The 25,086-nt window shown below is 68.1% G+C and carries 17 protein-coding genes; 12 read left to right on the top strand and 5 right to left on the bottom strand.

Going from position 1 to position 25,086, the window contains the following annotated elements; all coding sequences use genetic code 11:
• Positions 1–306: 306 nt before the first annotated feature.
• Both Aph01nite_RS31215 and Aph01nite_RS31210 read left to right on the top strand, forming a co-directional pair.
• The gene (locus Aph01nite_RS31215) at positions 307–8,022 is read left to right on the top strand and encodes a LamG-like jellyroll fold domain-containing protein (RefSeq protein ID WP_204044622.1); all 7,716 of its coding nucleotides are present in this window, start codon (positions 307–309) and stop codon (positions 8,020–8,022) included.
• Between the two features lie 33 nt (positions 8,023–8,055).
• Positions 8,056–8,541, top strand: coding sequence for an SUKH-3 domain-containing protein (locus tag Aph01nite_RS31210; protein WP_204044621.1), 486 nt, complete (start codon positions 8,056–8,058; stop codon positions 8,539–8,541).
• Between the two features lie 355 nt (positions 8,542–8,896).
• Here the strand turns inward: Aph01nite_RS31210 and Aph01nite_RS31205 are convergent, their stop codons facing one another.
• Positions 8,897–9,601, bottom strand: coding sequence for a DUF4352 domain-containing protein (locus Aph01nite_RS31205; RefSeq protein WP_204044620.1), 705 nt, complete (start codon positions 9,599–9,601; stop codon positions 8,897–8,899).
• Between the two features lie 193 nt (positions 9,602–9,794).
• On the opposite strand from Aph01nite_RS31205, the gene Aph01nite_RS31200 reads away from it, so the two are divergent.
• From Aph01nite_RS31200 to Aph01nite_RS31180, 5 genes are all read left to right on the top strand, one after another.
• The gene (locus tag Aph01nite_RS31200) at positions 9,795–10,388 is read left to right on the top strand and encodes a PadR family transcriptional regulator (RefSeq protein ID WP_204044619.1); all 594 of its coding nucleotides are present in this window, start codon (positions 9,795–9,797) and stop codon (positions 10,386–10,388) included.
• 448 nt (positions 10,389–10,836) lie between these two features.
• Positions 10,837–11,646: a phosphotransferase enzyme family protein gene (locus Aph01nite_RS31195; RefSeq protein WP_204044618.1), complete on the top strand. Its 810-nt coding sequence runs from the start codon at positions 10,837–10,839 to the stop codon at positions 11,644–11,646.
• A gap of 30 nt (positions 11,647–11,676) precedes the next feature.
• Positions 11,677–12,648: a cobalamin biosynthesis protein gene (locus Aph01nite_RS31190; RefSeq protein ID WP_204044617.1), complete on the top strand. Its 972-nt coding sequence runs from the start codon at positions 11,677–11,679 to the stop codon at positions 12,646–12,648.
• On the top strand, positions 12,645–14,138 hold the full coding sequence (locus Aph01nite_RS31185; protein WP_204044616.1) for a cobyric acid synthase: 1,494 nt from the start codon (positions 12,645–12,647) through the stop codon (positions 14,136–14,138). Before Aph01nite_RS31190 ends, Aph01nite_RS31185 begins: the two co-directional genes overlap by 4 nt.
• Positions 14,135–14,350 carry an SHOCT domain-containing protein gene (locus Aph01nite_RS31180; protein WP_204044615.1) on the top strand — a complete coding sequence of 72 codons (216 nt, stop codon included), beginning with the start codon at positions 14,135–14,137 and terminating at the stop codon, positions 14,348–14,350. Before Aph01nite_RS31185 ends, Aph01nite_RS31180 begins: the two co-directional genes overlap by 4 nt.
• Before the next feature lie 9 nt (positions 14,351–14,359).
• Here the strand turns inward: Aph01nite_RS31180 and Aph01nite_RS31175 are convergent, their stop codons facing one another.
• The 3 genes from Aph01nite_RS31175 to Aph01nite_RS31165 all read right to left on the bottom strand — a co-directional run bounded on the left by Aph01nite_RS31175 (position 14,360) and on the right by Aph01nite_RS31165 (position 17,484).
• Positions 14,360–15,106 carry a hypothetical protein gene (locus Aph01nite_RS31175; RefSeq protein WP_204044614.1) on the bottom strand — a complete coding sequence of 249 codons (747 nt, stop codon included), beginning with the start codon at positions 15,104–15,106 and terminating at the stop codon, positions 14,360–14,362.
• A gap of 163 nt (positions 15,107–15,269) precedes the next feature.
• Positions 15,270–16,307: a 1-acyl-sn-glycerol-3-phosphate acyltransferase gene (locus tag Aph01nite_RS31170; RefSeq protein ID WP_204044613.1), complete on the bottom strand. Its 1,038-nt coding sequence runs from the start codon at positions 16,305–16,307 to the stop codon at positions 15,270–15,272.
• A gap of 346 nt (positions 16,308–16,653) precedes the next feature.
• On the bottom strand, positions 16,654–17,484 hold the full coding sequence (locus Aph01nite_RS31165; protein WP_239162117.1) for a patatin-like phospholipase family protein: 831 nt from the start codon (positions 17,482–17,484) through the stop codon (positions 16,654–16,656).
• 114 nt (positions 17,485–17,598) lie between these two features.
• On the opposite strand from Aph01nite_RS31165, the gene Aph01nite_RS31160 reads away from it, so the two are divergent.
• Genes Aph01nite_RS31160 through Aph01nite_RS31150 form a run of 3 tightly spaced genes read left to right on the top strand, consistent with a single transcriptional unit; the run spans position 17,599 to position 20,288 of the window.
• Complete coding sequence (locus tag Aph01nite_RS31160) at positions 17,599–18,519, top strand: ABC transporter ATP-binding protein (RefSeq protein ID WP_204044611.1); 921 nt, start codon at positions 17,599–17,601, stop codon at positions 18,517–18,519.
• Complete coding sequence (locus tag Aph01nite_RS31155; RefSeq protein ID WP_204044610.1) at positions 18,488–19,288, top strand: ABC transporter permease subunit; 801 nt, start codon at positions 18,488–18,490, stop codon at positions 19,286–19,288. Before Aph01nite_RS31160 ends, Aph01nite_RS31155 begins: the two co-directional genes overlap by 32 nt.
• A 13-nt stretch (positions 19,289–19,301) precedes the next feature.
• Entirely contained in the window at positions 19,302–20,288 is a 987-nt protein-coding gene (locus Aph01nite_RS31150) for a PucR family transcriptional regulator (RefSeq protein WP_204044609.1), read from the top strand.
• On the opposite strand, the gene Aph01nite_RS31145 is transcribed toward Aph01nite_RS31150, so the two are convergent.
• Entirely contained in the window at positions 20,285–21,244 is a 960-nt protein-coding gene (locus Aph01nite_RS31145; RefSeq protein WP_204044608.1) for a quinone oxidoreductase family protein, read from the bottom strand. The genes Aph01nite_RS31150 and Aph01nite_RS31145 overlap by 4 nt on opposite strands.
• 107 nt (positions 21,245–21,351) lie before the next feature.
• Between Aph01nite_RS31145 and Aph01nite_RS31140 the strand changes: the two genes are divergently transcribed.
• Positions 21,352–21,618, top strand: a complete 267-nt coding sequence (locus Aph01nite_RS31140; protein WP_204044607.1) for a DUF6504 family protein — start codon at positions 21,352–21,354, stop codon at positions 21,616–21,618.
• Complete coding sequence (locus Aph01nite_RS31135) at positions 21,618–25,085, top strand: DNA polymerase III subunit alpha (RefSeq protein WP_204044628.1); 3,468 nt, start codon at positions 21,618–21,620, stop codon at positions 25,083–25,085. The genes Aph01nite_RS31140 and Aph01nite_RS31135 overlap by 1 nt, the downstream gene beginning before the upstream one ends.
• Position 25,086 lies beyond the last annotated feature (1 nt).

Here is a 25,086-nt window from a genome sequence, read left to right as displayed (position 1 = left end):
CGCATGCCCGGGTACCCTGCTGTCCTGCCTGTACGCAGGCTGTTGACCCGAACGGTACTGGTGGTCCTGGTTGCCGTTTTCCCCGGCCTTATCCAGGTGGTCAGCCATCCTGCGGCCGCGGATCCAGCGCCGTCACCTATCCGATTAGTGTTGCCAGTCCAATCGTCCGGTACGGCGGAGGGTTTTCCGCACTTGGTGGATGTCGCCGTGACCTCGTCACAGGTTGGACCGGCCGGACCGGTTGTCGTCCGTACAGAGAAGCGCCCTGAAGGCGCGTTGCCCCTTGAGAACCGTTCTCCTGGCAGCATGAAAGGGATCGATCCGGTCCCCGTAAGCCGAATCCGTGATCGCGTCAAGAAGACCCTTAAGCCGCCCCGCCACTGGTGGGAAGCGAAGTTCCCGCACCTGGCCGCTCCTCAGGTCACCGCGGCGGCTGAGGCGTCGTTGCTGGCCCCGCCTACGTTCGTCGACGGGGCACCTGCCGATTTTGCTGCCGTCGGTACGCTTACGCCGTTGATGATCGCTTTCGCGACGAATCCATCCGGCGGTGTCGACTACTGGTTCCTGGTGTGTGACGGGCCGCCCACCTCGGCGACCAACTGCTGGGAGTCGGGCCAGCAGAGCGCGAATTCTTGGAAAGTTCCGTCCGGGCGTCTCCAGTGGGACAAGCAGTACTACTGGCAGGTGTTCATGATCAACCGGGTTACCACCGAGTCGTTCGTGAGCCCGGTCCGCACGTTCACCACGGCCGTGCGGGATACGAAGATCACCTCGCAACTCGCCACCCCTGGCGTGAACGGTCAGGAGTTCCACCAACTCGCCGGCAACTACACGGCTCAGTTCACCGATGCGACGGTGGCGACTGCGGGTCCCACCATGTCGGTGGCGCGGTGGTACAACAGCCTCGACCCGCGTACCGACGGCATTTTCGGGTCGGGCTGGACGGCACGCTGGGACATGAAGATCGCGGTGGAGGACTCCGGTGCGACGCTACTGGTGACCTACCCCGACGGGCGGCAGTTGAGGTTCGGCGCGAAGGGTGACGGCAGCTACGAGCCCCCGGCGGGAATGTACGCCACGCTCGCCACGGTGAGCGGCGGCGGCTGGCGGCTGATGGACAAGGACGCCACCTCTTATCACTTCGACTCGTCGGGACGCCTGCTGAGGATCACCGACAATCGCGGGCGTACCCAGACCCTCACCTATGGAGGCGACGGCAAGCTTTCGACCGTGACCGGCGTCGGAGGACGGAAGCTAACGCTGACCTGGAACGGCAACCGCGTGGCGACGATCTCCACCGACGCGGTTAACGGAGCACCGCTCACCTGGGCGTACACCTACACGGGAGACAATCTCACCAGGGTCTGCCCGCCTACCAGCGAGTGCGTCAACTACGCCTACGGCACCGGTTCGCAGTACCGGACTCGCGTGCTGGACTCCGACCCCGTTAGTTACTGGCGATTGAACGAGACCTCCGGCACCGTGGCCGGCGACCTCGGTTGGGCGGGGAATCCGGCAACCTATACCAGCGCCACCCTGGCTCAAGCCGGCGCGCTGGCCGGCACCCTCGACACGGCCGTCTCGATGACCGCAGGTCATGTGCGGCTGCCCGCCAATACCTTGGCTCGGTTGTCCACGTTCCTTTCGTTCGAAGTCTGGTTCAAGACCACACAGAATGGTGTGCTGCTTTCGGCGGCCAGCACAGCCACCTCGAACGTGCCTCGCCAGCCAGTGATCTACGTCGGCAACGACGGCAAACTACGCGCCCAGTACCTGGAGAGGCCGGAAACGGGTGGACCCTCGCCGATCCTGCCCATCACCTCTGCCGCCGCCGTCAACAACGGGCAGTGGCACCATGCGGTGCTGACCGTGAACGGCACCAGCGAGACCCTCTACCTGGATGGCCAGCCTGTGGGCACCCAGCCTGGTGCCCAGTTCGATCAGTGGCCATCCTTCGCGTCGGTGGGCAATGGTGTGATGGGCGCCTGGGCGAGCTTTTGGCCGTCCGCACCCACCTCCACCACAGCCACCTTCCCATTCAAGGGCACTCTGGACGAGGTCGCAGTTTATGAGCGCCCGCTCACGGCCGCCGAGGTCCAGCGGCACTTCGCGGGCGGCGCGGCGCTCCCCAACAAACTGACCAAGGTCACTCTGCCGTCGGGCCGGGTTTGGGCGGAGAACATCTATGACGCGGCCACTGATCGCGTCAAGACTCACACCGATGACGAGGGCGGCACTTGGACGCTCGGTGTGCCCATCTATGACAAGGTGACCGGCTTGTCCACGGTGACGGTGACCGACCCCAGAAGCGGAACGCTCAAATACGTCCACGACGCTCGCCGCGGCTACCGCCTGGTCAGCGAGACCGACCAGCTGAACAAGATCACCTCCCACACCTACGACACCGGCGGTTACCTGGCCAAGACGATCGACCGCAATGGCAACACCACCGAGCTGACGCACGATGCGCGCGGCAACGTCCTGACCGAGAAGACCTGCCGTACCGCCGGGAACTGCCAGACCTCCTACAGCTCCTACTTCCTCAATGCTGCCAACAAGTTCGATCCCCGAAACGACCAGCCCATCTCGTTCCGGGACGCCCGATCCACCTCAGCGACGGACAACACGTACGCAACTACCTGGGAGTACACCGCCTTTGGCGAGGAGTCCAAGCACACGTCTCCCGGCACACCGGATTTCCCGTCTGGCCGCTTCTGGATCACGACTTACACCGATGGCACTGAAGTCGCGGATGGCGGCGGAACCGTCCCGGCTGGCTTGATCGAGACCTTCGTCGATCCCCGCAACAAGACGATTAGCCATGAGTACTCGGCGACGGGTGACCTCGTCCGTACCACCTCCGCAACCGGCCTGATTACTGAGTACGGGCGGGACGCAATCGGCCGCGCCACCTCACAGACCGAGATCTCTGATGCCCAACCGAGCGGAATCACTAGTTCGGTCACTTACGACGGACTGTCCCGGGTGCTGACGCACACCACTCCAGCGGTCGAGAACGAAGTCACCGGTGTGACGCACACCAGCCGCTTCACCTACACCTATGACGTGGACGGCAATACCCTGACCGAAACCGCCTCCGACCTCAGCGGCGGCGATCCGGATCGGAAGGTCACCTACACCTACGACAACTTCGGCCGGGTGCAGACGGTCCTTGGACCCGAGGGTGGAACGGTCACCTACGGCTGGGACCAGACTGGGGCACAGACCAGTCTGATCGACGAGTCGGGGACACGATACGAACAGACGTATACGGCGCGTGGGGAACGGGCAACGGCCACCATCAAAGCCTGGACGGGCAGTCCGGTCGCCCCGACCCCAGCCACCGACAAGGTCCTCCTCTCCTACTCCTACGATCCCGGTGGACGCCTGGCTGGCAAGGTCGACGTGATGGGGCGCAAGACCAGCTACACCTACTTCACGGATGACAAGTTATCCCAGGTCATCGGCGACGACGTGAAGCTCAATGGCTCGAACACGGCCAGGGACGTCGTCCTGGAGTCGCGAACCTATGACGCGGCCGGCAATCTGATCTCCGCGGTCACCGGTGGCGGCAAGACCCGGATGGACTTTGTCCGCGACGCGGCGAACCGGCTCACCTCCGAAACCCTCGATCCGACCGGCCTGGCACGCAAATCCACCTTTGTGTATGACGCCAACGGCAATGTCCTCCGCCAGTCGCTCTCCAGGACGGGCGACACCCGTACCGAGACGGTCGAGTACGCCTACAACGACGACGACGTCCTGGTCCGAGAGACAGTCGAGAACGGCGCGGACGATCTGGTCACCACCCACCTCGTGGACGATCGCGGTCTGGTCACCGCCGTGACCGACCCGCGCGGCAATGCCCCTGGTGTCGACTCTGCGGACTACACCACCAACTATCGTTACGACCTAGTCGGCCGCTTGATTGAAACGAAATTGCCGCAAGTCCAGATTGAGAGAAATGGCACCACTGGCCCGGGCCGTCCGACCAATAAATATGGATACAACGCTGCCGGTGAGCTGACACACAGCACAGACGCTGAGGATCGGACCGTCGTCACCGGCTACGACAAGGCCGGGCGCACCATCAGCATCACCCATCCCAGCTACGTTCAGCCCAGTGGCAGCACCCTGACTCCCCAGGAACGGTTCGGATACGACGCCGCCGGACGTGTCAATCAGCACACCAGCCCTCTGGGCAACGTGACTACAGCTGAGTACGACCAACTCGACAACCTGGTCAGAGTCACCGACCCAGCCCCATCCGGGCAGACCGGTGGCAAATGGATAGCTGAATACGACTTGGCTGGCGAGCAACTGGCCGGGGTGGATCCGACCGGTGCCCGGGTCCAGGCGACCTATGACGATCTCGGTCGCCAGATCACTTCAACGGTGATCGAGCGTAAACCCAGCACCGCGTCCTTCCTCACCACCTTCGAGTACGACGACGCCGACAATCTCGTCAAACAAGTCGAGCCAGGGAACCGGATCACCAGCTACGTGGTCAACGCGGCGGGCGAAACAACTGCGGAGACCGACCCGATGACCAACACGGTCACCTTCGACCACGACCTGGCCGGGCGGACCGTCAAGGTCACCAGCCCGCTCGGCAACTCCACCGTCTTGATGTACGACCTGGCCGGACGCCGAATCGAATCGAAGGACCTCGATGACAGCGGGGCGACGCTACGGACAAGCGCCATCGGCTACGATCTCGCGGACAATGCCGTCAGCGTCACCAGCCCGGAAGGCCACCTCGTCCAGCGGGAGTACGACGCGTCCGGCATGCTCACCAAGCTGATCGAACCGGTTGACGCGAGCACTTCGATCACCACGACGTTCGGCTACGACGCTGCGGGAAATCAAACCCGCAGCACCGACGGGCGCGGCAATAGCATGTTGACCACGTACAACAGCCTCGGTCTGGCTGAGTCCCAGATCGAACCCGCCACCACGGCCTATCCTGCCGCCGCCGACCGTACCTGGACCAATGTCTACGACGCGGCCGGAAACGAAATCGCCAACCTTCAGCCGGGCGGGGTTCGGATCGACAGCACGTACGACCACCTGGAGCGTCTGACCAAGGAGAGCGGCACCGGGGCGGAGGCCGTCACCGCTGACCGCAGCTACGGATACGACCCGGCGGGGCGACTAACTTCTATCGGCGACTACGCGCTCACGTACAACGACCGAGACATGCTGCTCACCGCGACCAAATCTGGCAGCCCTCTGGCCTCCTTCAGCTACGACGGCCTCGGTAACCCGCTGCAACGCGTGGACACCTCGGGCACGGCGAACTTCACTTGGGATAACAACAACCGCTTGGCGACGGCCGCGGAACCGGTGTCCGGCCGGACCTTCACCTACGGCTATGACAAGAACGACAACCTGACCTCGCTCAACTCCGTCAATCCGGTAGGCAGCCAGACCTTCACGTACGACGACTTGGACCGGCTGCTCACGCACACACTGAAGAACAGCGGAGGCAGCCAGCTCGCGAAGATTACCTACGGCTGGGACGCCGACGACAACCTCACGGCTAAGACCACTGAGGGTCTCGTGGGTTCCGGTGCGAACGTCTACGGCTACGACCGATCAGGACGGTTGACGTCCTGGCAGGACCCTGGCGGTAACACCACCACGTACGTGTGGGACGCCTCCGGCAATCGTATCCAGGCCGGCGCCAAGACCTTCACCTACGACGAACGAAACCGGCTGATCTCGGACGATGACGCCACCTACACATTCAGCCCTCGCGGCACGATGGAGACCGAGACAAGGGCGGGATCGACTCGCCAGCACGTGTTCGACGCGTTTGACCGGATGGTCAGCGATGGTGATGCCACCTACGACTACGACGCGCTCGGCCGCCTGGTGTCCCGAGTCAAGGGAGGCGCGGAGACCAAGTTCTTCTACTCCGGTCTGGAGAACGACGTCGCCAGCGTCCAGAACGGATCGGGAACGGTCATCGCGAAATACGGCCGCGACCCTGCTGGAAACGTCCTGGGTCTTCAGGAAAATGGCGGCCCCGGGCTGGGCGTGCTGACCGACTGGCACACGGATGTGATCGGCACTTTCGACGGAACCGCCTTGCTCGGCTCCTCCGCCTTCAGTCCCTTCGGAGAGGTCTCGGCTCAGACAGGACCCCAGCGGTCCCTCGGCTACCAGAGCGAGTGGACCGACCCGGACACGGGCAAGGTCAACATGCACGCCCGGTGGTACGTCCCGGGCACGGGATCCTTCAACTCCCGCGACACCGTCACTCTGGCTGCGTCACCATCGATTCAGCTGAACCGGTACGGATACGCGAACGGTTCGCCCCTGGATCACACCGACCCCGGTGGAAACTATCCGATCTATCCCCCGCCCGACCCCACAGGTGGCGGATACGATCTACCCGGAGCCGGGGGGCAGCTTGGGTATTCCTCCCGCGGAGCGGGTCGCTTCGGCTGGAACCCGTATGGGCCGGGGAGGATGCCCTATCAGACCTACGAGCAATACAAGGCGTCCCAGAAGGCCGCCGCCGATCGGCTCGCGAAGACCGGGGGCCACGCCAAGGGCACCCTCGCGTACAAGGTCCACAATGCCGTCTACAAGGCCACTCAGGCTGCGAAAAAGGCATTGGCTGCCGCGAAGAAGGCTCTGAAGGCACGGAAGGACGCGCAAAAGGCCGCGACCGCGAAGCAAGCTAAGAAGGCGCAAAAAGAAGCAGAAAAGGCTGCCAAAAAAGCACGACAAGAAGCTGCGAAAGCTCGAAAGAAGGCCCAGGAAGCGCAGAAGCGCGCGGCCCAGGCCGCTAAGGCCGCTAAGGCGGCGAAAGCCAAAGCAGCCCAGGCTAAGGCGGCCAAGGCAGCAAAAATAAAAGCTAAAAAAGCCAAGGAAGCGGCCGACAAGGCCAAAAAGGCGGCAGATAAGGCTACAAAGGACGCCAAGGCCGCGAAAGCGGCGGCCAAGGCGGCTAAGGAGAACAACCCTCGGCAGAACTACAAGGGTCCAGTCGTCGAAGTCACCATCGAGCCTCGCAGCACCAGTACCGGAACTGTCGCTAGTGGCTCTACGTCGGCAGGTTGCCGGAGTATCAACAATTGCGTCCGCGATCAAATCGAGGACTTCATCGAAGACAACACGGACCGGATCATTGATGAGTACCTGAACGACCTCGCTCCGGAACTACCAGTTGATTCCCCCGGCATGAATAGCTGTCAACCGTCGAACAGTTTTGTCCCCGGCACCTCCATCCTCATGGCCGATGGCACCCGGAAGCCCATCAAGGACGTCGAAGTCGGAGATCTGGTCCTCGCCTCTGATCCGGTCACGAACGAGACTGCGGCCAAGACCGTGACCACGCTGATCATCGGTGACGGAGTGAAGCACCTGGTTGACATCACCGTGGACATTGACGGAGCCCGCGGTGGCGCCACCAGAGTGATCACGGCCACCGACGGTCACCCGTTCTGGATCCCAGACCTTCGTACGTGGCTTCCCGCAGGCCAACTAGTGCCCGGCGCCTGGCTTGAGACGTCCGCGGGTGTCAAAGTACAGGTTTCCGCAATCAGCAAGCGGACGACGAGGCAACGGGTTCACAACCTCACTGTGGAAGGCTCACACACTTACCATGTGCTGGCTGGGAACCAGGCAATTCTGGTTCATAACACCAATCCCGGCTGCGATCCACTACTGGATTATGCTGACGGCGCTCGAAATAAACCAGGGGTAAAGTTCGTTTCCGAATACACGTCCCCTTCGGGGCGAAAATACTACGGTCATAATCGCCACGGGCAACAGTCCGATGGGCCGCTATCGGATGCAATCGAGGATGCAGGTCATCATGGCGGCTGTGCTGAGGTACACTGCCTGATCCAGGCGCAAGAATCTGAAGGCCCCGGAGCGATCAGGGGCGGGACCATGCGCACGCTCCAATCACGGAATGCAATGTCGCCGAATGCGGGAGACCATGGACTGCCGGGTAAGCCATGCGGTCGCTGCCACCGGCTGTTGAAAAACCTCGGCATCGACTAGTGACGAAAGGCGTCGATGATAAAATTCGATTCAATGCACCCTGATGTGCTGGCTGCAATTAGCGCATCAGGGTGGTTGCCAGGGCGGCAAGTTGCGATCGATATTTGGATTGCGCAACTGTGTGAAGAGGGTTATCGTCTCAGTCCTCTTGCTGAAGAGGTACTGTCTTCCTTGGGGGGGATGGTGGTTGAGCCGATTAATTCTAGTGGGCCAAATTTTAGCAATGATGAGCCTTTAAGTTTTGATCCGATAGCAGCGGGATCGGGTCATCGTGGGCTTGCTGAAGAGGTCGAGGGCATTCTCGGTGGTAGCTACTTTCCCATTGGGGAATGGCTCAGCTATTCCAGTGTATTTCTTGAATCGGAGGGCAGGATAGTAGCAACTGGAATGGGATGGATATGGGAGCTCGGTAAGTCCTTTGAGGAAGGGCTGGAGCTTGCAGTCCGGGCACATCGGCCGCTGATCTGCCTGCATTCTGATCCTGGTCTCGATCCATGGCCAGCGCCTCTCGATAGCTAAATTCGGCATTCTCTTGTACCGCCTCGCATGGGAGCCAGCGGTTCTTGGCGGCCACAGCTCTTGTGATCGTTTTCTGGCGACTACGTTCAGTGCCGTTACCGAGAGCCTCTGGCATGGGTTCGATGGCGTCGCGCTGGAGGCGGAGCCGAACGTCGGCGTAGACGTCAGCGGTGATGGCGATGCGGGCGCGTCCGCGGCTGGCCGCGACCGGGGTCCTGCGGATGCTGCGGAGGCAGGCACTGTCGGGGTTTCCACACCGGCCCAGGCGCACGATGGCGAGTGAATAGGTCCCGGAGGGAGGCGATCAGTTCGACCTGATGCAGGTGGGCGACCGGAGGTCAAACGTTCCTACGGCTCAGGTGTCGATCATCCATTCGCCCTGGTCCTTGCCGTAACCGCTGTCCAGGACGAACTGGAACTTGGCCAGTTTCGTGCCCTTGGGAACCTCGTAGACCAGTACGCCCTTGCGGGTGTCGCCGACGGAGACGGTGACTAGCCCGGTGAGTGCCACACCGTCGAGCACCTCGGCGAAGGCTGCGTTGTACTGCTGACCATCCACATCAATGAGCTTGCCGCTTGTGGTGGGGGCGTCGTTGTAGAGTTTCTGGCCGACGTTCTTGAGGACGAGTTCGACCGCGATGTACTGGGAGCCGGCCTTCGGCACGATGTACTGGTTCGCGGGGCGGGCGCCGACGATGATGCGGCGGGCGGTCACCTGGACGACGGTTTCGGCGACGATGCCGTGGAGTTCGATGGTCCGGCCGAGGCGCCGGGTGCCGCCGGCGGGGGTTTCGGTCTCTTCGGGTGCGGCGGTCTTCTCGTCGGTGCCGCGGGTTTCCGAAGCTGACTTGTCGCGTGGTGTCGCGGATGTCTCCGGTGTCGCCACCGTGGAGCGGTTGATGGCCACCAGGACGCCGACGCTTACGGCCACCACCACGATGAAGATGCCGATGCTCAGCAGGATCAGCGGAGTGCTGCTCTTGCGGGGCGGGGGACCTTGCGGGGGGTAGTAGTAGCCGGGCGGCCCATACTGCTGCGGGCCCTGCGGGTACTGCGACATGGTGGCTCCAGGGGGATGCCCGTCGGCTTGCCGGCGATCTGTCTGACAACTGACATCATGCCGTCTTCCGGGGGTGTACACCGACATCTCCTCGATGACGTACACATCCTGACGAATCGGTGGATTCCGCGCCCGCCTCTTGACACTCGCGATGTATCTCGAAAATACTCGGAATCGAGTAAGGAGGTCGTCCATGTCGTCACGGCAACGCAGCAATCCGCTCGCGCTGGCGGTGCTCGCCCTGTTGTACGAGCGGCCGATGCATCCGTACGAGATGGCGACCACCCTTCGTGAACGGCGCAAAGAGGACAGCATCAAGCTGAACTACGGGTCGCTCTACTCGGTCGTGCAGTCGCTGGAGCGGCGGGGGCTGATCGTGGCCAAGGAGGTTCAGCGGGATGGGACCCGGCCGGAGCGGACCGTGTACGCGATCGCCGAGTCCGGTGCGGTCGAGTTGCTCGACTGGCTGAGTGAGCTGGTCGCGGTGCCCGGGAAGGAGTTCACGCAGTTCGAGGCGGCGTTGTCGTTGCTGCCGTGCCTGCGTCCCGAGGAGGCGGTCCGGCTTCTTGAGGAGCGGGTGTCCCGGCTGGAGGAGGAACTGGCGGCGGCCGACGGGTTGCGAGAGCACGCGTTCAAGCGCAAGCTGCCCCGGTTGCTCTGGATCGAGGGGGAGTACCGGATCGCGCTTCGCCGTACCGAACTGGAGTACGTCTCGGCGCTGGTGCGGGAGATCCGGGAGGAGACGATCGAGGGGATGGAGCTCTGGCGGGAGTTCCAGAAGCAGTAGTTCGAGGCCCCCGGCGGGTGTTGCAGCACGACGCCGGGGGCGAGGAGTCAACAGGCCACCGCGGCGACCGTCGACGCATCACGAGACATCGTACGCGCGTGGCCGGAAAGGTCACGTAATGATCAACACGGCAGCCCTCTGCGGGGCGGAAGGGGTGAAAGCGGTATGGCCATGATCAGGATCATCACCAACCCGGTCTATGACATCGCCACGCTGACCGCCCCCGCGGACGCCGCGAATCCTGTCCCCAGGAAGGCGTCCACCCACGCGCCCGCTTGCACCACGCCCCGGAACGCGAACACACCCACCCGGAGCGAAGCCCGGAGCGAAGGGTGGCGGCGATGTCCGGTGTGAGGTGAGGTGGCGGTGCCGGGTTTCGGCGTCGCCGTCCGCCGAGGTTTCCCGAATCACGTTCAGGCGGAGGGGCAGGGCACTACGCTGAGGTCGCATGGTCGTCTCGACGAAGCGACGGGCCGAGTCTGAAATACCCCTGCACGGCGGCGAGGTCACCGAGGGGGTCGTCCGGGTGGGCAGGACGGTACGCCGTCCGCGCAAACCGTCCACGCCATCGGTCCACGCCCTTCTCCGCCACCTGGAATCCGCCGGGTTCGACGGCGCTCCGCGCGTGCTGGGCGTCGACGCCGCGGGCCGCGAGATCCTCACCTACATCGACGGCACGGCGGCCGTGCGCCCGCTCCCCGGCTACGCCGTCACCGACGAGACCCTGGTCGGCCTGGCCCGCCTGCTGCGCCGCTACCACGACGCGGCCGCCACGTTCGTCCCGCCCGCGGGTGCCCTCTGGGAATACGGTTCCGCCTCGGACGAAGCGCCCGAACTGATCGGCCACTGCGACGTCACCCCGGAGAACGTCATCTTCCGGGACGGCCGCCCGTACGCGCTGATCGATTTTGATCTGGCGCGTCCGACGACCCGGCTGTTCGACGTGGTCACGACGCTGCGCCACTGGGCGCCCATCGCCGATCCGCTGGATCGGGACCCTCGCCAGCGCGGCCTGGACATCGGCAGGCGCCTGCGCCTGTTCTCCGACGCGTACGGCTTGACGCCCCGCGACCGCCGTGGTCTCCTCCCCACCGCGCGGCTGCGTTTCGACCGTTCGTACCAGGCGATGCGCGGGAAGGCCGAGTCCCACGGCGGGACCTGGGCCCAGCTCTGGGCGGGCGGCGCGGGCCAGCGCATCCGGAGGGCCAGCGCGTGGCTGGACGCCCACGAGGACGCCCTGAACGACCACTTGATCTGATCTCTACCCCGTTGGGCTGATTGCGCCGGGATGGGGGAGAATGCCCGGGTGATCAGGTCTGGGGCGGTCGCGGTGGGCATGGCAGTCGGGGTCGGCGTGGACGCCATGGCCGGCGATCCCCGCAAGGGGCATCCGGTCGCGGTGTTCGGAAGCCGGGCGGCGGCCCTGGAGAAGCGCGTCTATCGCGACTCCCGGCTGCGCGGGGCGCTGTTCACCGGAGTCTGCGTCGGGGTCACGGCCGGGATCGGCGTGCTCGCGGCCCGGCTGGGGCGGGACCGGCCGATGGCTGGCGCGGCGGTGACGGCTGCCGCCACCTGGGCGGTCCTCGGCGGAACCACGCTGGCCAGGGAAGGGACGCACATGGCCGGCGCGCTCGAACGAGACGACATCACCGCCGCGAGGAAACGATTACCCCATCTCTGCGGGCGTGACCCTTCCCGGCTGCTCGCGCCGGAACTCGCGCGGGCGACCGTCGAGTCCGTGGCCGAGAACACCTCCGACGCGGTCGTGGCGCCGCTCTTCTGGGGGGCGGTCGCGGGGGTTCCGGGGCTCGTCGCGTACCGGGCGATCAACACGCTGGACGCCATGGTCGGGCACCGGTCGCCGCGCTACGAGCGTTTCGGCTGGGCGTCGGCCCGGCTGGACGACATCGCCAACTATCTGCCCGCCCGCCTGACCGCGCTGCTCACGGCCGCGCTGGCCCCCGTCGTCGGCGGGTCCCCGCGCCGGACGATCGCCATGACCGCCAGGTACGGTCACCGGCACCCCAGCCCCAACTCCGGCCGCTGCGAGGCCGCGTTCGCCGGTGCGCTCGGCGTCCGGCTCGGGGGCGTCAACGACTACGGCGGCCGTCTGGAGCACCGTCCCGAACTCGGCGAGGGGCCCGGTCCCGCGATCTCCGACATCCGGCGGTCGGTACGGCTCGCCAGGGCGGTGTCCTGGGCCGCCGCCGGGCTGGCCGTACTGGCCAGGGTGGCACTGACGCGAAGGAGCGCGCGGTGAAGGGGGCGCTGCTGGTCGCCGGGACGACCTCCGACGCCGGGAAGAGCGTGGTGACCGCGGGCATCTGCCGGTGGCTGGCGCGGCAGGGTGTGCGGGTGGCGCCGTTCAAGGCGCAGAACATGTCGCTCAACTCCTTCGTCACCGCCGACGGCGCGGAGATCGGCCGCGCGCAGGCGACCCAGGCGGCTGCCTGCGGCATCGAGCCGACCGCCGACATGAACCCGGTCCTGCTCAAACCGGGCAGCGACCGCCGCAGCCAGGTCGTCGTGCTGGGCCGCCCGATCGCGGACGTGGACGCGATGGAGTACGGCGCGTACAAGGCCCGGCTGCGCGACGTCGCCGTGGAGTCGCTGAACCGGCTCAGGGCCGAGTACGACGTGGTCGTCTGCGAAGGCGCGGGCAGCCCGGCGGAGATCAACCTGCGCGCGGGCGACATCGCCAACATGGGCCTGGCCCAGGCCGCCCGGCTGCCGGTCGTGGTCGTCGGCGACATCGACCGCGGCGGCGTGTTCGCCTCCCTGTACGGCACGGTCGCCCTGCTCGACGCCGCCGACCAGTCGCTCATCGCCGGCTTCCTGATCAACAAGTTCCGGGGCGCGCCCGAGCTCCTCGCCCCCGGCCTCGACATGCTCGACGGCCTGACCGGCCGCCCGACGTACGGCGTGCTGCCCTGGCTGGACGGCCTCTGGCTCGACGTCGAGGACTCCCTGGCCCTCGACAACCGCCCCGCCCAGCCCTACCGGCCGCACTCCCTGCGCGTCGCCGTCGTCCGCCTGCCCCGGATCTCCAACTTCACCGACATCGACGCCCTGGCGAGCGAACCGGGCGTGGTCGTGCGGTTCGTCCGGTCGGCGGCCGAACTGGAGGACGCCGACCTGGTCATCCTGCCCGGCTCCCGCGCCACGGTGTCCGACCTCGAGTGGGTACGGGCCACGGGTATCGCCCAGGCCGTCCAGGCCAGAGCCGCCGCGGGACGGCCGGTGCTCGGCATCTGCGGCGGCTACCAGATGCTCGCCCGGACCATCCACGATTCGGTGGAATCCCGGCGGGGCGAGATCGACGGCCTGGGGCTCCTCCCGGCCACCGTGCGCTTCGCGGCGGAAAAAACGCTGGCCAGACCCGTCGGCACGGCGTACGGTCACCGTGTAGCCGCCTACGAGATCCACCATGGTGTCGTGACCGTGGACGCCACCGCCGCGTCGCAGCCCTTCCTGGACGGCTGCCGTACCGGGTCGGTGTGGGGCACCACCTGGCACGGCGCCCTGGAGAACGACGCCTTCCGGCAGGCGTTCCTCGCCGAGGTCGCCGCGACGGCCGAAAGGCCCTTCACGCCCGACCCCGGCGTCTCCTTCGCCGCTCTCCGTACCGCCCGGCTCGACGCGCTGGGCGACCTCATCGAACAGCATGTGGATACCGGCGCACTCCGCGCCCTCATCGAGAACGGCCCGCCCGCGCACCTTCCCCTGATCCATCCAGGAGGCGCACGATGACATCAACCGCCCTGCTCCTGACCGCCGCCCTCCTGTTCCTGCTCGCCGTCGTCATCGGCGTGGTCATGGTCGTCGTCCTCTCCCGCCATCCGCGCCACGCCTTCCCCGCCCACACCGAGGACCCGAGAGAGATCCTCCGCCGCAGGTACGCCGCCGGCGAGATCGACGAAGCCGAATACCTCCGCCGCCTCTCCACCCTCGCCAACAGCTGACCAGACCGGTCAGATCGTCGGCGTCGGAGTGGCGGATTCCGGCGTGGGGGAGCCGGAGTCCTGTGGGAGGCGTTTGAGGTCGTCGGGGTTGATGGGGATGCGGCGGTGGAAGCCGCCCTCTCCGGGCATGCGTCCCGGGCCCCACTCGAAGTCGCCCCGGAGTTCGCCCTTGAACGCTCCGCCGGGATGCCGGAACCAGCCCTTCCCCGCCGGCCGGGTCAGATCGATCACCATGGTCGCCGTGGCCTTCTCGGCCTCCACGGTCGCCATGACGGTGACCTCGTCGTCGACCTGCACCGACGCGATCCCCTCGCGTCCCCCGTTGACCCGGGTCTCGTCGGTGACCGTGTACGCCCGTGAGAACCCGTCCTCGCTGCGTACCGTGATCGACCCCTGGTCGACCGCCGTCACCTTCCCGGTCTGCGTGGCGACGGTCTCGTACCCGCCGCCCTCCTTGGGCACCACGAACTCCCCGTGCAGCGCCCCGAACATCCCTCGCAGCGGGAAGACCCGCTTCAGCCCCCGGTCCGGCTTCTCCGACCCCTCAGGGCTCGGTACGGCCGACGGCGTCCCACTCTCACCCGGCGTCGGCGTCCCACTCTCCGTCGGCGAGGGCGACGCGGCAGCCGCCGCCACCCCCACCCCGGTGACGACCACGAACGCCGCCGCCATCCCGGCCACCACTACGCGATTCCTGGACCACCGGACCGGCTCCCTGCCTAATTCCTCCGGCGCCCCGAACTCAGGACCACTCACGTGTCCACCCCTTCCATCCAGCCAAAGCCGATTGAAATAGAAGCGGGGTAAGACGTGCGTAAACATCGCAAAGAGCTGCATGATCAGCTGCTAATTTCGCCGAGGCTAACAGCTAATTGGCTGCTAACCGCGCCCGAATTAGCAGCTGGCCGTACCGGCCCGGTCACTCCGCCGGGGTCAGGCGGGTGGGGCGGTTTTCGGTGATCCAGTTGTCGATCTGGGTCCATTGGTCGAAGAGCCAGGTGATCTGGGATTCGCGGGTGCGGGGGACCTGGTCGGCGGGGTAGCGCCACCATTTGGCGCGGATCTGGGCGCGGGAGGGGAGTTTGCGCCAGACGTCGCCGATGGTGATGAGGTCGTCGAGGCCGGTGTGGGCGACGAAGATGACGTCGGCCGTGGGGCAGGACTCGATGGCGGCGATCGCGCCGTTGGGGCGGGGCGGGAGCAGGTGGTCGAGGGATTCGGCGCGGGCGGCCTCCTCGCGCAGGCCCTTGTCGCGCAGGCGCGTGATGGCGCGGCGGCGGCGCGTCGGGGTGAAGTTGCCGCCCTCGGGGAAGATGACCAGGGCGTCGACGTCCTTCATGCCGGAGGCCAGGCGCTGGATCTCGGTGATGATGCCGCTTTCGGCGACCTTACGGGGGACGAAGGCGTTGGGGAGCCGGTTGATGACGACGTCCAGGGACGGGTCGAGTTGCAGGGCGGCCTTCATGACGATGCGGGGGCGTCTGCCGTACCGGGCCAGGAGATGGTAGACGAGGAGGAAGGAGTCGCCGGGGCCGGCGTGGCGGGACAGGACGATCACCGGGCGGGTGAGGCGGCGGGAGGCCTCCTCGGGAGTCAGTTCGGGTTCGTCGATGTCGACCGAGAGCCGGAAGATGCGGACGGCGGCGCCGTAGACCCGGGACAGGAACCAGCGGATCAGGGTGTAGTGGCGTTCCTGGCTGGCTTCGACGTGGAGGCGCCCGCCGAAGCCGCTCGCGATCCAGAGCCCGAGGCAGGCGATCAGGGCGGCCGACTCCAGGGCCAGCCAGATGACGGCGAAGGCCATCAGGCGCATGCCCCGCCGTTGCGGGGGCGGCAGCCGGAGCGAGGCCAGGAAGGCCACCAGCAGCCAGATCGGCAGGGTCACGACGACGGCCAGCGTCAGCGCGATCACCAGCGGCGCGAAGATCAGGCGCCGGATAATCCGAGGCGGCACCATGACCGGCTCCTAACTTCCGGCCACACCGGGGGCGGTACGGCCGAGGGGCGAGCGTGGGGGAACCCGGCGAACGACGACACCGGGAAACGGTTCCGCACAAGCGGCGAAACCGGCTGGCCCTCCCGCGCGAGCGGTGAGGCCAGGAGGTGATCCTGCGCGAGCGGCGCGGTCAGGCGATGGTCCCGCGCGGGGGGTGAGGCTGGAGGGCGATCCTGGGCGAGCGGCGCGGTCAGGCGATGGTCCCGCGCCGGCGGAGAGGCCGGACGATGATCCGTCGCGGGCGGCGTGGCCGGGAAAGATGTGGGCAAGAGCGGCGTCCTTGGAGCTGGGGTGGCGGTCGGCGGGTTCATGGTGACGTGGGGGTGGTCGAGGCGGCCAGGTACGCGGAGGACGCGTAGTACGCCCGCGCGATGTTGTCGCCGATCTTGGACGAGTCCCGGTACCGGAGATCGGACAGGCCGGGTTTGCCGTTGAAGCCCGCCGGCATGACATGTACTTCGACGTCGGCGGGCAACGAGGCCATCTCCTCGCTGAAACGGTGGCGGCGGGCGATCTCGAAGGCGACCAGGCCGACCTCCCACGGCTTGCTGGGCGGAGTCAGCGGCCGCTCGATACGCCCCACGTGGAGCACGAAGATACGCCGCGCCCCGAGTTGCACGGCCCGGCCGACGGGGATGCTGTGCACGAGCCCGCCGTCCAGGTAGTGCTCGTCGCCGATCCGTACGGGCGGCAGCAGCCCCGGCACCGCGCAGGACGCGAGCACCGCGTCGGCGAGCGGCCCGGCCGAGAACCAGCGCGCGCAGGCGCCCTCGATGGAGGCGGCCACGCACTGGAACGGAACCCGCAGCTCCTCGAACGTCTCCGGGATGGCGGCCCCGAGCAGCCCTCGCAGCGCCTCGATCGAATGCAGGTGGGTGCCGGTCTTGGCGAGCGTGGACAGCCGGGTCACCCACGAGCCGGCGAAAGCCGTACGGACGATGTCGGATCCCCACAGCTCGGTGAGCCGGTCGACGGCGTCGGACGGGGAGGCGGCCAGCAGCACGCCGTTGAGCGCGCCGACCGAGGTGCCGACCACCAGGTCCGGCGTGATCCCGGCTTCCGCCAGGGCGCGCAGCATGCCCACCTCGTGAGCCCCGAGCACCCCGCCCCCACCCAGCACGAACGCAGTGGTATCCAACTGATCCTCCATCTCCAAACATAGGCATGTTGCCGGAAGTGCGAAAGCAAACGGAACCCAACTGTCGGACTCGGGACCTACCGGGAGAAGCCCCGGCGGCCCACGATGAACGGCATGACAGCGGTGGTGGAAGCCGAAGGACTGACCAAGTTCTACGGCCGGCGGCGAGGTCTGGAAGACCTGGACCTCACGATCCAGCCGGGTGAGGTGTTCGGCTACCTCGGCCCGAACGGATCGGGTAAGACTACGACGATTCGACTGCTCCTCGACGTCATCAGGCCCACCCGGGGACGGGTGACGGTGCTCGGTTCGGACCCCGGGGACGCGGCCGTGCGGGCCAGGGTCGGCTACCTGCCGGGGGAGCTGGCGCTGGCGGGCCGCGAGCGCGCGGGACAGTACCTGCGCTTCCTGGGTGACGCCCGCGGCGGTGTCGCCCAGGCCAGGATCGACGAGCTGGCCGAACGCCTGGAGGCGGACCTCTCGGTGCCGATGGGCAAGCTCTCCAAGGGCAACAAGCAGAAGGTCGGGCTGATCCAGGCGTTCATGCACCGTCCCGAGTTCCTGATCCTGGACGAGCCGACCAGCGGCCTGGACCCGCTCGTGCAGCAGGAGTTCCTGGCGATGGTGCGGGAGGTGCGCGCCGACGGCCGTACCGTCCTGATGTCCTCGCACGTGCTGGCCGAGGTGGAGCACGTCTCGGACCGGGTGGGCATCGTCAGGTCGGGGCGGCTGGTGGCGGTCGAGGAGGTGGCCGCGCTCCGCGAGAAGGCCGTCCGCCGGGTGGAGCTGCACTTCGACGCGCCGGTGCCGGCGGAGGCGTTCGAGGGGCTGCCCGGCGTACGCGACCTGCGGGTGGCCGGCGCGAGCGTGACCTGCACGATCGACGGCCGCCCCGACGCGCTCATCAAGGCCGCCGCCCGGTTCACGGTGGTGCACCTGGTCAGCGCGGAACCCGACCTGGAAGAGATCTTCCTGACCTACTACAGCGGTGAAGAGGAGCGGCATGCCCGCGCTGATGACGCAGAGTCTGCGTGAGTACCGCAGGACGCTGATCGGCTGGACTGTCGGCATCAGCGCCTTCTTGTCCCTCTATATGGGGATTTACGGGAACATCAAGAAGAGCCCCGAGGTGTACGGCCCGGCCGCCCTCGCCAAGTTCCCCGGCGCTCTCCGGGACCTCATGGGCGGCCTCGCCGACATCACCAGCGGCGCCGGCTACCTGCAGTCGGTGGTTTACCAGCTGTTCGTCCCGATGCTGTTCATCGCCTGCGCCTGGGGTCTCGGCAACCGGGCGATCGCCCAGCCGGAGGAGTCCGGCCTGCTGGAACTGACCGTCACCCTCCCGATCGACCGCGTCCGGGTGCTGCTCCAGCGGTTCACGGCGGCCGTGATCGGCCTGCTGGCCGCGGCGGCGGCGACCTACGGGGTCGCCCTGGCGATCGCCACGAGTGTCGGCATGGGGGTGTCGGCCGCGCGCATCCTGGCCGCGCACACCGGCGTGTTCCTGCTCGCTCTCTTCTTCGGCACGCTGACGCTGGCCATCGGCGCGGCCACCGGGCGGAGAGGGCTCGCCTCGGCCGTGACCGCGACCTGGGTGGTCACGGGCTACGCGGTCGTCACGGTCGGCCAGAGCGTGTCCGCCATATCGTGGCTGAAGTGGGTTTCGCCGTTCTACTACTATCTCGACGGCAAGCCGATTTACCAGGGCGTTCCCGTCGGGGACTACCTTGTTCTGGTGGGGGCGACGGCGGTGCTGCTGCTGACGGCGGCGCTCGCTTTCGACCGGCGCGATGTCGGGGTCTGACACGGGGTATCCGATGGCCGGGTTGCTCGGCGAGACGCCCGGCCGGTTACCGGACCGGGCGAGGCTGGACGAGTGCCGCGCGGCGGGGGCGGAAGCCGCCGAGCAGGGCGTGCCGCTGCGGACGCTGGTGGACGCCGCGCTGCGCGAGGCCGAGGACCTGGCCGCCCCCGCCGTGCTGCCCGCGCTGCGCCGCGTCGTCTCCGCGCTCATCGAGGGGTACGAGGCCGCCCAGCGCCTGGCCCTGCGCTCGGAGGAGACCGCCCGCAGAGAGTTCGTCGACGACCTGCTCCAGGGCCGGGCCGAACGCCTGGCCGAGCGGGCGGAGCATTTCGGGCTGCGGCTGGCCGAGTCGTACGTGGTGGCCGTGGCACGGCCGGTGGCCGGCTCGCCCGACGCGGTGGCCGGGACGATCGAGCGGGAGCTGATCGCCCGGTTCGGCTCCCACAACATCCTGGTCGCGGTCCGGGACGGCCTGCTCGTCTGCGTGGTGCCCGGCACCCTGGTGGCCGCGGCCGGCGAGTTCACCCACCATGTGCGCTCCCGGCTCGACCCCGGCTGGCGGATCGGCGTCGGCCGCGCCCACCGGGGCCCCGGCGGGGTGGTCACCTCTTACCGGGAGGCCAGCAACGCGATCGACCTGGGCGACCGGCTGGGCTTACGCGCGCCCGTGCTGAAGGCCGCCGACCTGCTGGTCTTCCCGGTGCTGCTGCGCGACAGGGCGGCCATCGAGGACCTGGTCGCCAGCGTGCTCAGCCCGCTGCTGGACGCCCGCGGCGGCCCCGAGCCGCTGCTGGACACGCTGGAGCAGGTCTTCGCGGCCCAGGGCAACCAGTCGGCCGCCGCCCGACGGCTGGGCATCAGCACGCGGGCGGTGACCTACCGCCTGGAGCGGGTGCGCCGGCTGACCGGGTTCTCCCCGGAGGACCCGACCCAGCGGTTCACCCTGGAGACGGCCGTGCTCGGCGCGCGGCTCCTGGACTGGCCGGCCCAGCTCTTCTAGGTGATCAGGAGCAGCTTGCCCACGGTCCTGCGCCCTTCCAGGTCGTCGTGGGCGCGGGCGGCCTCCGCCAGCGGCATCCGGGCGTGCACGTGCACGCTGAGCTGCCCGGCGGCGACCCAGCCGAGCACGTCGGTGGCCCGGCCCAGGAGCTCCTCCCGGGTGGCGATGTACGGCGCCATCGACGGCCTGGTCAGGAAGACCGACCCGGCCTGGTTGAGCCGTTGCAGGTCGAACGGGGGGACCGGGCCGCTGGCGGCGCCGTACACGGCGAGCAGGCCGCGGGGGCGTACGCAGGCCAGCGAGCCGTCGAAGGTGGCCGCGCCGACGCCGTCGTAGACCACCGGCAGGCCCTCCGGCACGAGCCCGCGGACCTTGGCCGCGAAGTCGTCGTACCCGAACACCTCGTCCGCGCCGGCCTCCCTGGCCATGCGCTCCTTCTCGGGCGTGGAGACCGTGCCGATCACCCGGGCGCCGTGGAGTCTGGCCATCTGGGTGAGGAGCAGGCCCATCCCGCCCGCGGCGGCGTGCACGAGGACGGTGTCGCCGGGCCGTACCTGATAGGTCGAGGTTGTCAGGTAGTGGGCGGTCAGGCCTTGCAGCAGCACGGTGGCGGCCTGCTCGGGGCTGACGCCCGGGGGCAGCGGGATCGCCTTGGCGGCCGGGATGACGGCCTTCTCCGCGTACGACCCGGGCACGTTCACCCAGCCCACCCGGTCACCCACGACCACCTCGGTGACGCCGGGGCCGATCTGGGCCACCGTGCCCGCGCCCTCGGAGCCGGGCACCAGCGGGAGCGGCAGCGGGTAGCGGCCCTGCCGGTGGTAGACGTCCAGGAAGTTGACCCCGGAGGCCGCCACGTCGATCAGGATCTGACCCGGCCCCGGCACCGGATCGGGCGCCTCGGTGTATTCGAGCACAGACGATCCGCCGTAAGCGGAAACCACGATGGCACGCATGACAACCCCCCGCTCGAACTTGCGTTCGATCTCTGGAGAACATATGTTCGATATAGCACCGCCCGTCTTCCCCCGGGTGGCAGTTGCCAGCCACAGGGAGAATGACCGTGAGCCGACTCTATGGCGATCCGATCGAGGTGTGGGTCAGGGACGGGCAGCCCGCTCGATTCGTCTGGCGTGACCGGCTTTATTCCGTCCGCCAGATCCTCGACCACTGGGTGGTCGCCCGCGAATGGTGGAAGACCTCCGAGACCGATCCGGGCGAGCGCCGGTTCTGGCGCGTCGAAGCCGCGACCGGGCGCGAGATCGGCACCTACGAGCTGCGGTTCGACACCGCCAGCGAGGCCTGGCTCCTGATCCGGGCGTGGGATTGATGGGACCGTTCCAGTCCAGCTTCTGCCACCTCCACGTCGCCTCCGCCTATTCGCTGCGGTACGGCTCGGCGTTCCCCGACGCCCTGGTCAAACGCGCCGCCGAACACGGCATGGACATGCTGGCCCTCACCGACAGAGACGGTCTGTACGGCGCGATCAAGCACGTCCGCGCCTGCCACACGGCCGGCATCACCCCCCTCGTCGGCGTGGACCTGGCCCTGGCGCCGGCGGAGGAGGAGACCAGGACCTCCAGGATCGTGGTGCTGGCCCGCTCGGACGGCTGGGGCGACCTGTGCCGCCTGATCACCGCCGCCCACGCGGGGGAGCGCGGCGCGCCGTCGGTCACGCCGGAGCTGCTGGCCGGGGCCGAACGGCTGACCGTGCTGCTCGGCCCCGACTCCGACGTGGGCAAGGCGATGGCCGCCCGCCGCGACGGCGAGGCCAGGACCCTGCTCAGCGCCTGGCGCTCCCTCGTCCCGCACCTGGCCGTCGAACTCGTCGACCGGTACGGGTACCGCGACGCCACCACCGCCACCCGACTGCTCGCCCTGGCCGACAACCTGGGCGTGCCCGCCGTGCTGGGCAACGCGGTCCGCCACCTCGACCCCGCCGACTACCAGATCGGCAACGTCCTGGACGCGGCCCGCAAGCTGGTGCCCCTGCACGGGCGGCACGTGGAGCCGTCGTCGCACGCGTACCTCAAGGACGGCGCGGAGATGGCCCGGGTGGCGGCCCGGATCTGCGGCGGCGACCAGGGCCGGATGCTGCGGCTGCTCGCCGAGACGCGGCGTGTGGCCGAGTCCTGCGCGCTCAACCCGGTCGAGGTCGTCCCGCTGCTGAACGAGCGGCATCCGATCCTGCACCTGCCGGAGGTGGGCATGGATCCGGTGCCGTTCCTGCGCCACCGCTGCCGGGACGGGCTGCTGGAGCGCGGCCTGCACCGGTCGCGGGAGGCCAGGGAGCGCCTGGAGGACGAACTGCGGATCATCGAGGGGAAGAACCTGTCCGGATATTTCGTGGCGGTTGCGGGGATCACCGACATGATCCGCGGGAACGGCATCCGCTGCGCCATCCGCGGTTCGGGCGCGGGCAGCCTGGTCAACTACCTGATCAGGATCGGCGAGGTGAACCCGCTGGAGCACGGCCTGCTGATGGAGCGGTTCCTCTCCGAGGGCCGCGTCGGCCTGCCCGACATCGACGTGGACGTGGAGTCCGCCCGCCGCCTGGACTGCTACCGCCTCATCCTGGAGCGGTACGGCTCGGCCCGGGTCGCCTGCGTCTCCATGATGGAGACCTACCGGGCGCGCAGCGCCATCCGGGACGTGGGCGCCGCGATGGGCCTGCCGCCGCACGAGATCGACGCCATCGCCAAGGCGTTCCCGCACGTCCGGGCCAGGCAGATCCGGGCCGCCCTGGACGACCTGCCGGAACTGCGCGGCAGCGGCCTGGGCGACCGCGCGCTGGAGACGGTGTTCCGGCTGGCCGAACGGCTGGACGGGCTGCCCAGGCACATCGCGCTGCACCCGTGCGGCGTGCTGATCGGCAACTCCGGCCTCGGCGACCGCACCCCGGTCGAGCGCAGCTTCCAGGACTTTCCGATGTCCCAGTTCGACAAGGACGACGTGGAGGAGGCGGGCCTGCTCAAGCTGGACGTGCTCGGCGTGCGCATGCAGTCCGCCCTGGCGTACGCGGTGAGCGAGGTGCGCCGGGTGGACGGGGAGGAGATCGCGCTGGAGGAGGTTCCCCGGGACGACGAGGCCACCTACGACATGATCCGCGCCAGCCGTACGCTCGGGTGCTTCCAGATCGAGTCGCCGGGGCAGCGGGAACTTGTCGCCAAGCTGGAGCCGCGGACCATGCACGACCTGATCGTGGACATCTCGCTGTTCCGCCCGGGACCGGTCAACTCGGACATGGTCACGCCGTTCCTGGAGTCCCGGCACGGCTTCCGCGCCCCCTCCTACCCGCATCCCGCCCTGCGGGAGGCGCTGCTGGAGACGCACGGGGTGGTCGTCTTCCACGAGCAGGTGCTGCGGATCGTGGACGCGATGACCGGGTGCGGCCTCTCCGAGGCGGAGAAGATCCGCAGGACCCTGGCCAGCCCCGACGGCAGGCGCCGGGTGCGGTCCTGGTGGGAGCTGCGGGTGCGGCCCGAGTTCGACGCCGAGACGGTGGAGCAGGTGTGGCAGATCCTGGACGCGTTCGGCGCGTTCGGCTTCTGCAAGGCGCACGCGGCGGCGTTCGCGGTGCCCACCTACCAGTCGGCCTGGCTCAAACGCCACCACACGGCCGCGTTCTTCGCGGGCGTGCTGACGCACGAGCCCGGCATGTACCCGAACCGGGTGATCCTCGACGAGGCCCGCCAGTGCGGCGTCGAGATCCTGCCGCTGGACGTCAACCACTCCGACCGGGAATGGCGGGTCGAGAAGCTCACCCTCAACGTGCGCCGGGAGGACCTCGGCCCCTCGCGCCCGGACGACGCGCGGGCCAGCGCCGCCCGCGTCGAGGAGTTCGGCCGGGGGTACGGGCTGCGCGTGCCGTTCTCCGCGATCAAGGGGGTCAGCGAGGCCGAGGTGGATCGGATGGTGGCGGGCCGGCCGTACACGTCGATGGCCGACTTCTGGGCGCGGGCGCGGCCGTCCCGGCCGGTGGCCGAGCGCATCGTCGAGGTGGGCGGGTTCGACGCGGTGCACGGCCTGCGGCCGGGCGAACCCCGCTGGCGGCCCGGCCGGCTGACCAGGCGGGACCTGATCGCGCAGGTCGGGGCGCTGGAGCGGGCGTCCAGGTCGGGGGTGAGCGCGCAGGCCGTGCAGCTGCCGATGGGCTTCACCGAGCAGGTCACGCCCGGGGAGCTGCCGGAGATGACCGAGGCGGAGGCGGTGGAGGCGGAGCTGGCCGTGCTCGGCATGGACGTGAGCCGGCACGTGATCGGTTTCCACGACGAGCTGCTCGACGCGATCGGCGTGGTCCGGGCCAAGGATCTGCTGCGCCAGCGCAACGGCGCGGAGATCCTGGTCGCCGGGGTGAAGGTGGCCACCCAGACGCCCGCCGTGCGGTCCGGGCAGCGGGTCATCTTCACCACCCTGGACGACTCCACCGGGCCGGTCGACCTGACCTTCTTCGAGTCCGTGCAGGGCCACACGGCGGCCACGGTCTTCGGGTCGTGGCTGCTGGTCGCTCGGGGAGTGGTCCGGCGCACCGGCGCGCGGGCGATCTCGATGCGGGCCGTGCACTGCTGGAACCTGAGCGACCTGGACCGGTTGTGGCGCTCTCAGGGCATCCAGGCGGTCCGCGACGTCCTGGCGGAACGTCCGGATTCGGCCGGCGGGGTCGGCGGGCGTCAGATCACGTACGAGAACGGGTACCGCATCTCGCCGTACGCGGACATCGGCCCGGCGGCGGGGGTCAAGGAGCCGCCGCGGGTGCTGTGGCACGCGAGCATGGGCAGCTCGGGGCCCACGCCCTGAC

Source organism: Acrocarpospora phusangensis (genome assembly GCF_016862995.1).
Lineage (GTDB): Bacteria > Actinomycetota > Actinomycetes > Streptosporangiales > Streptosporangiaceae > Acrocarpospora > Acrocarpospora phusangensis.
Note: the sequence above shows the minus strand (reverse complement) of the source record. Positions and strands in the feature narration are given on the sequence as shown.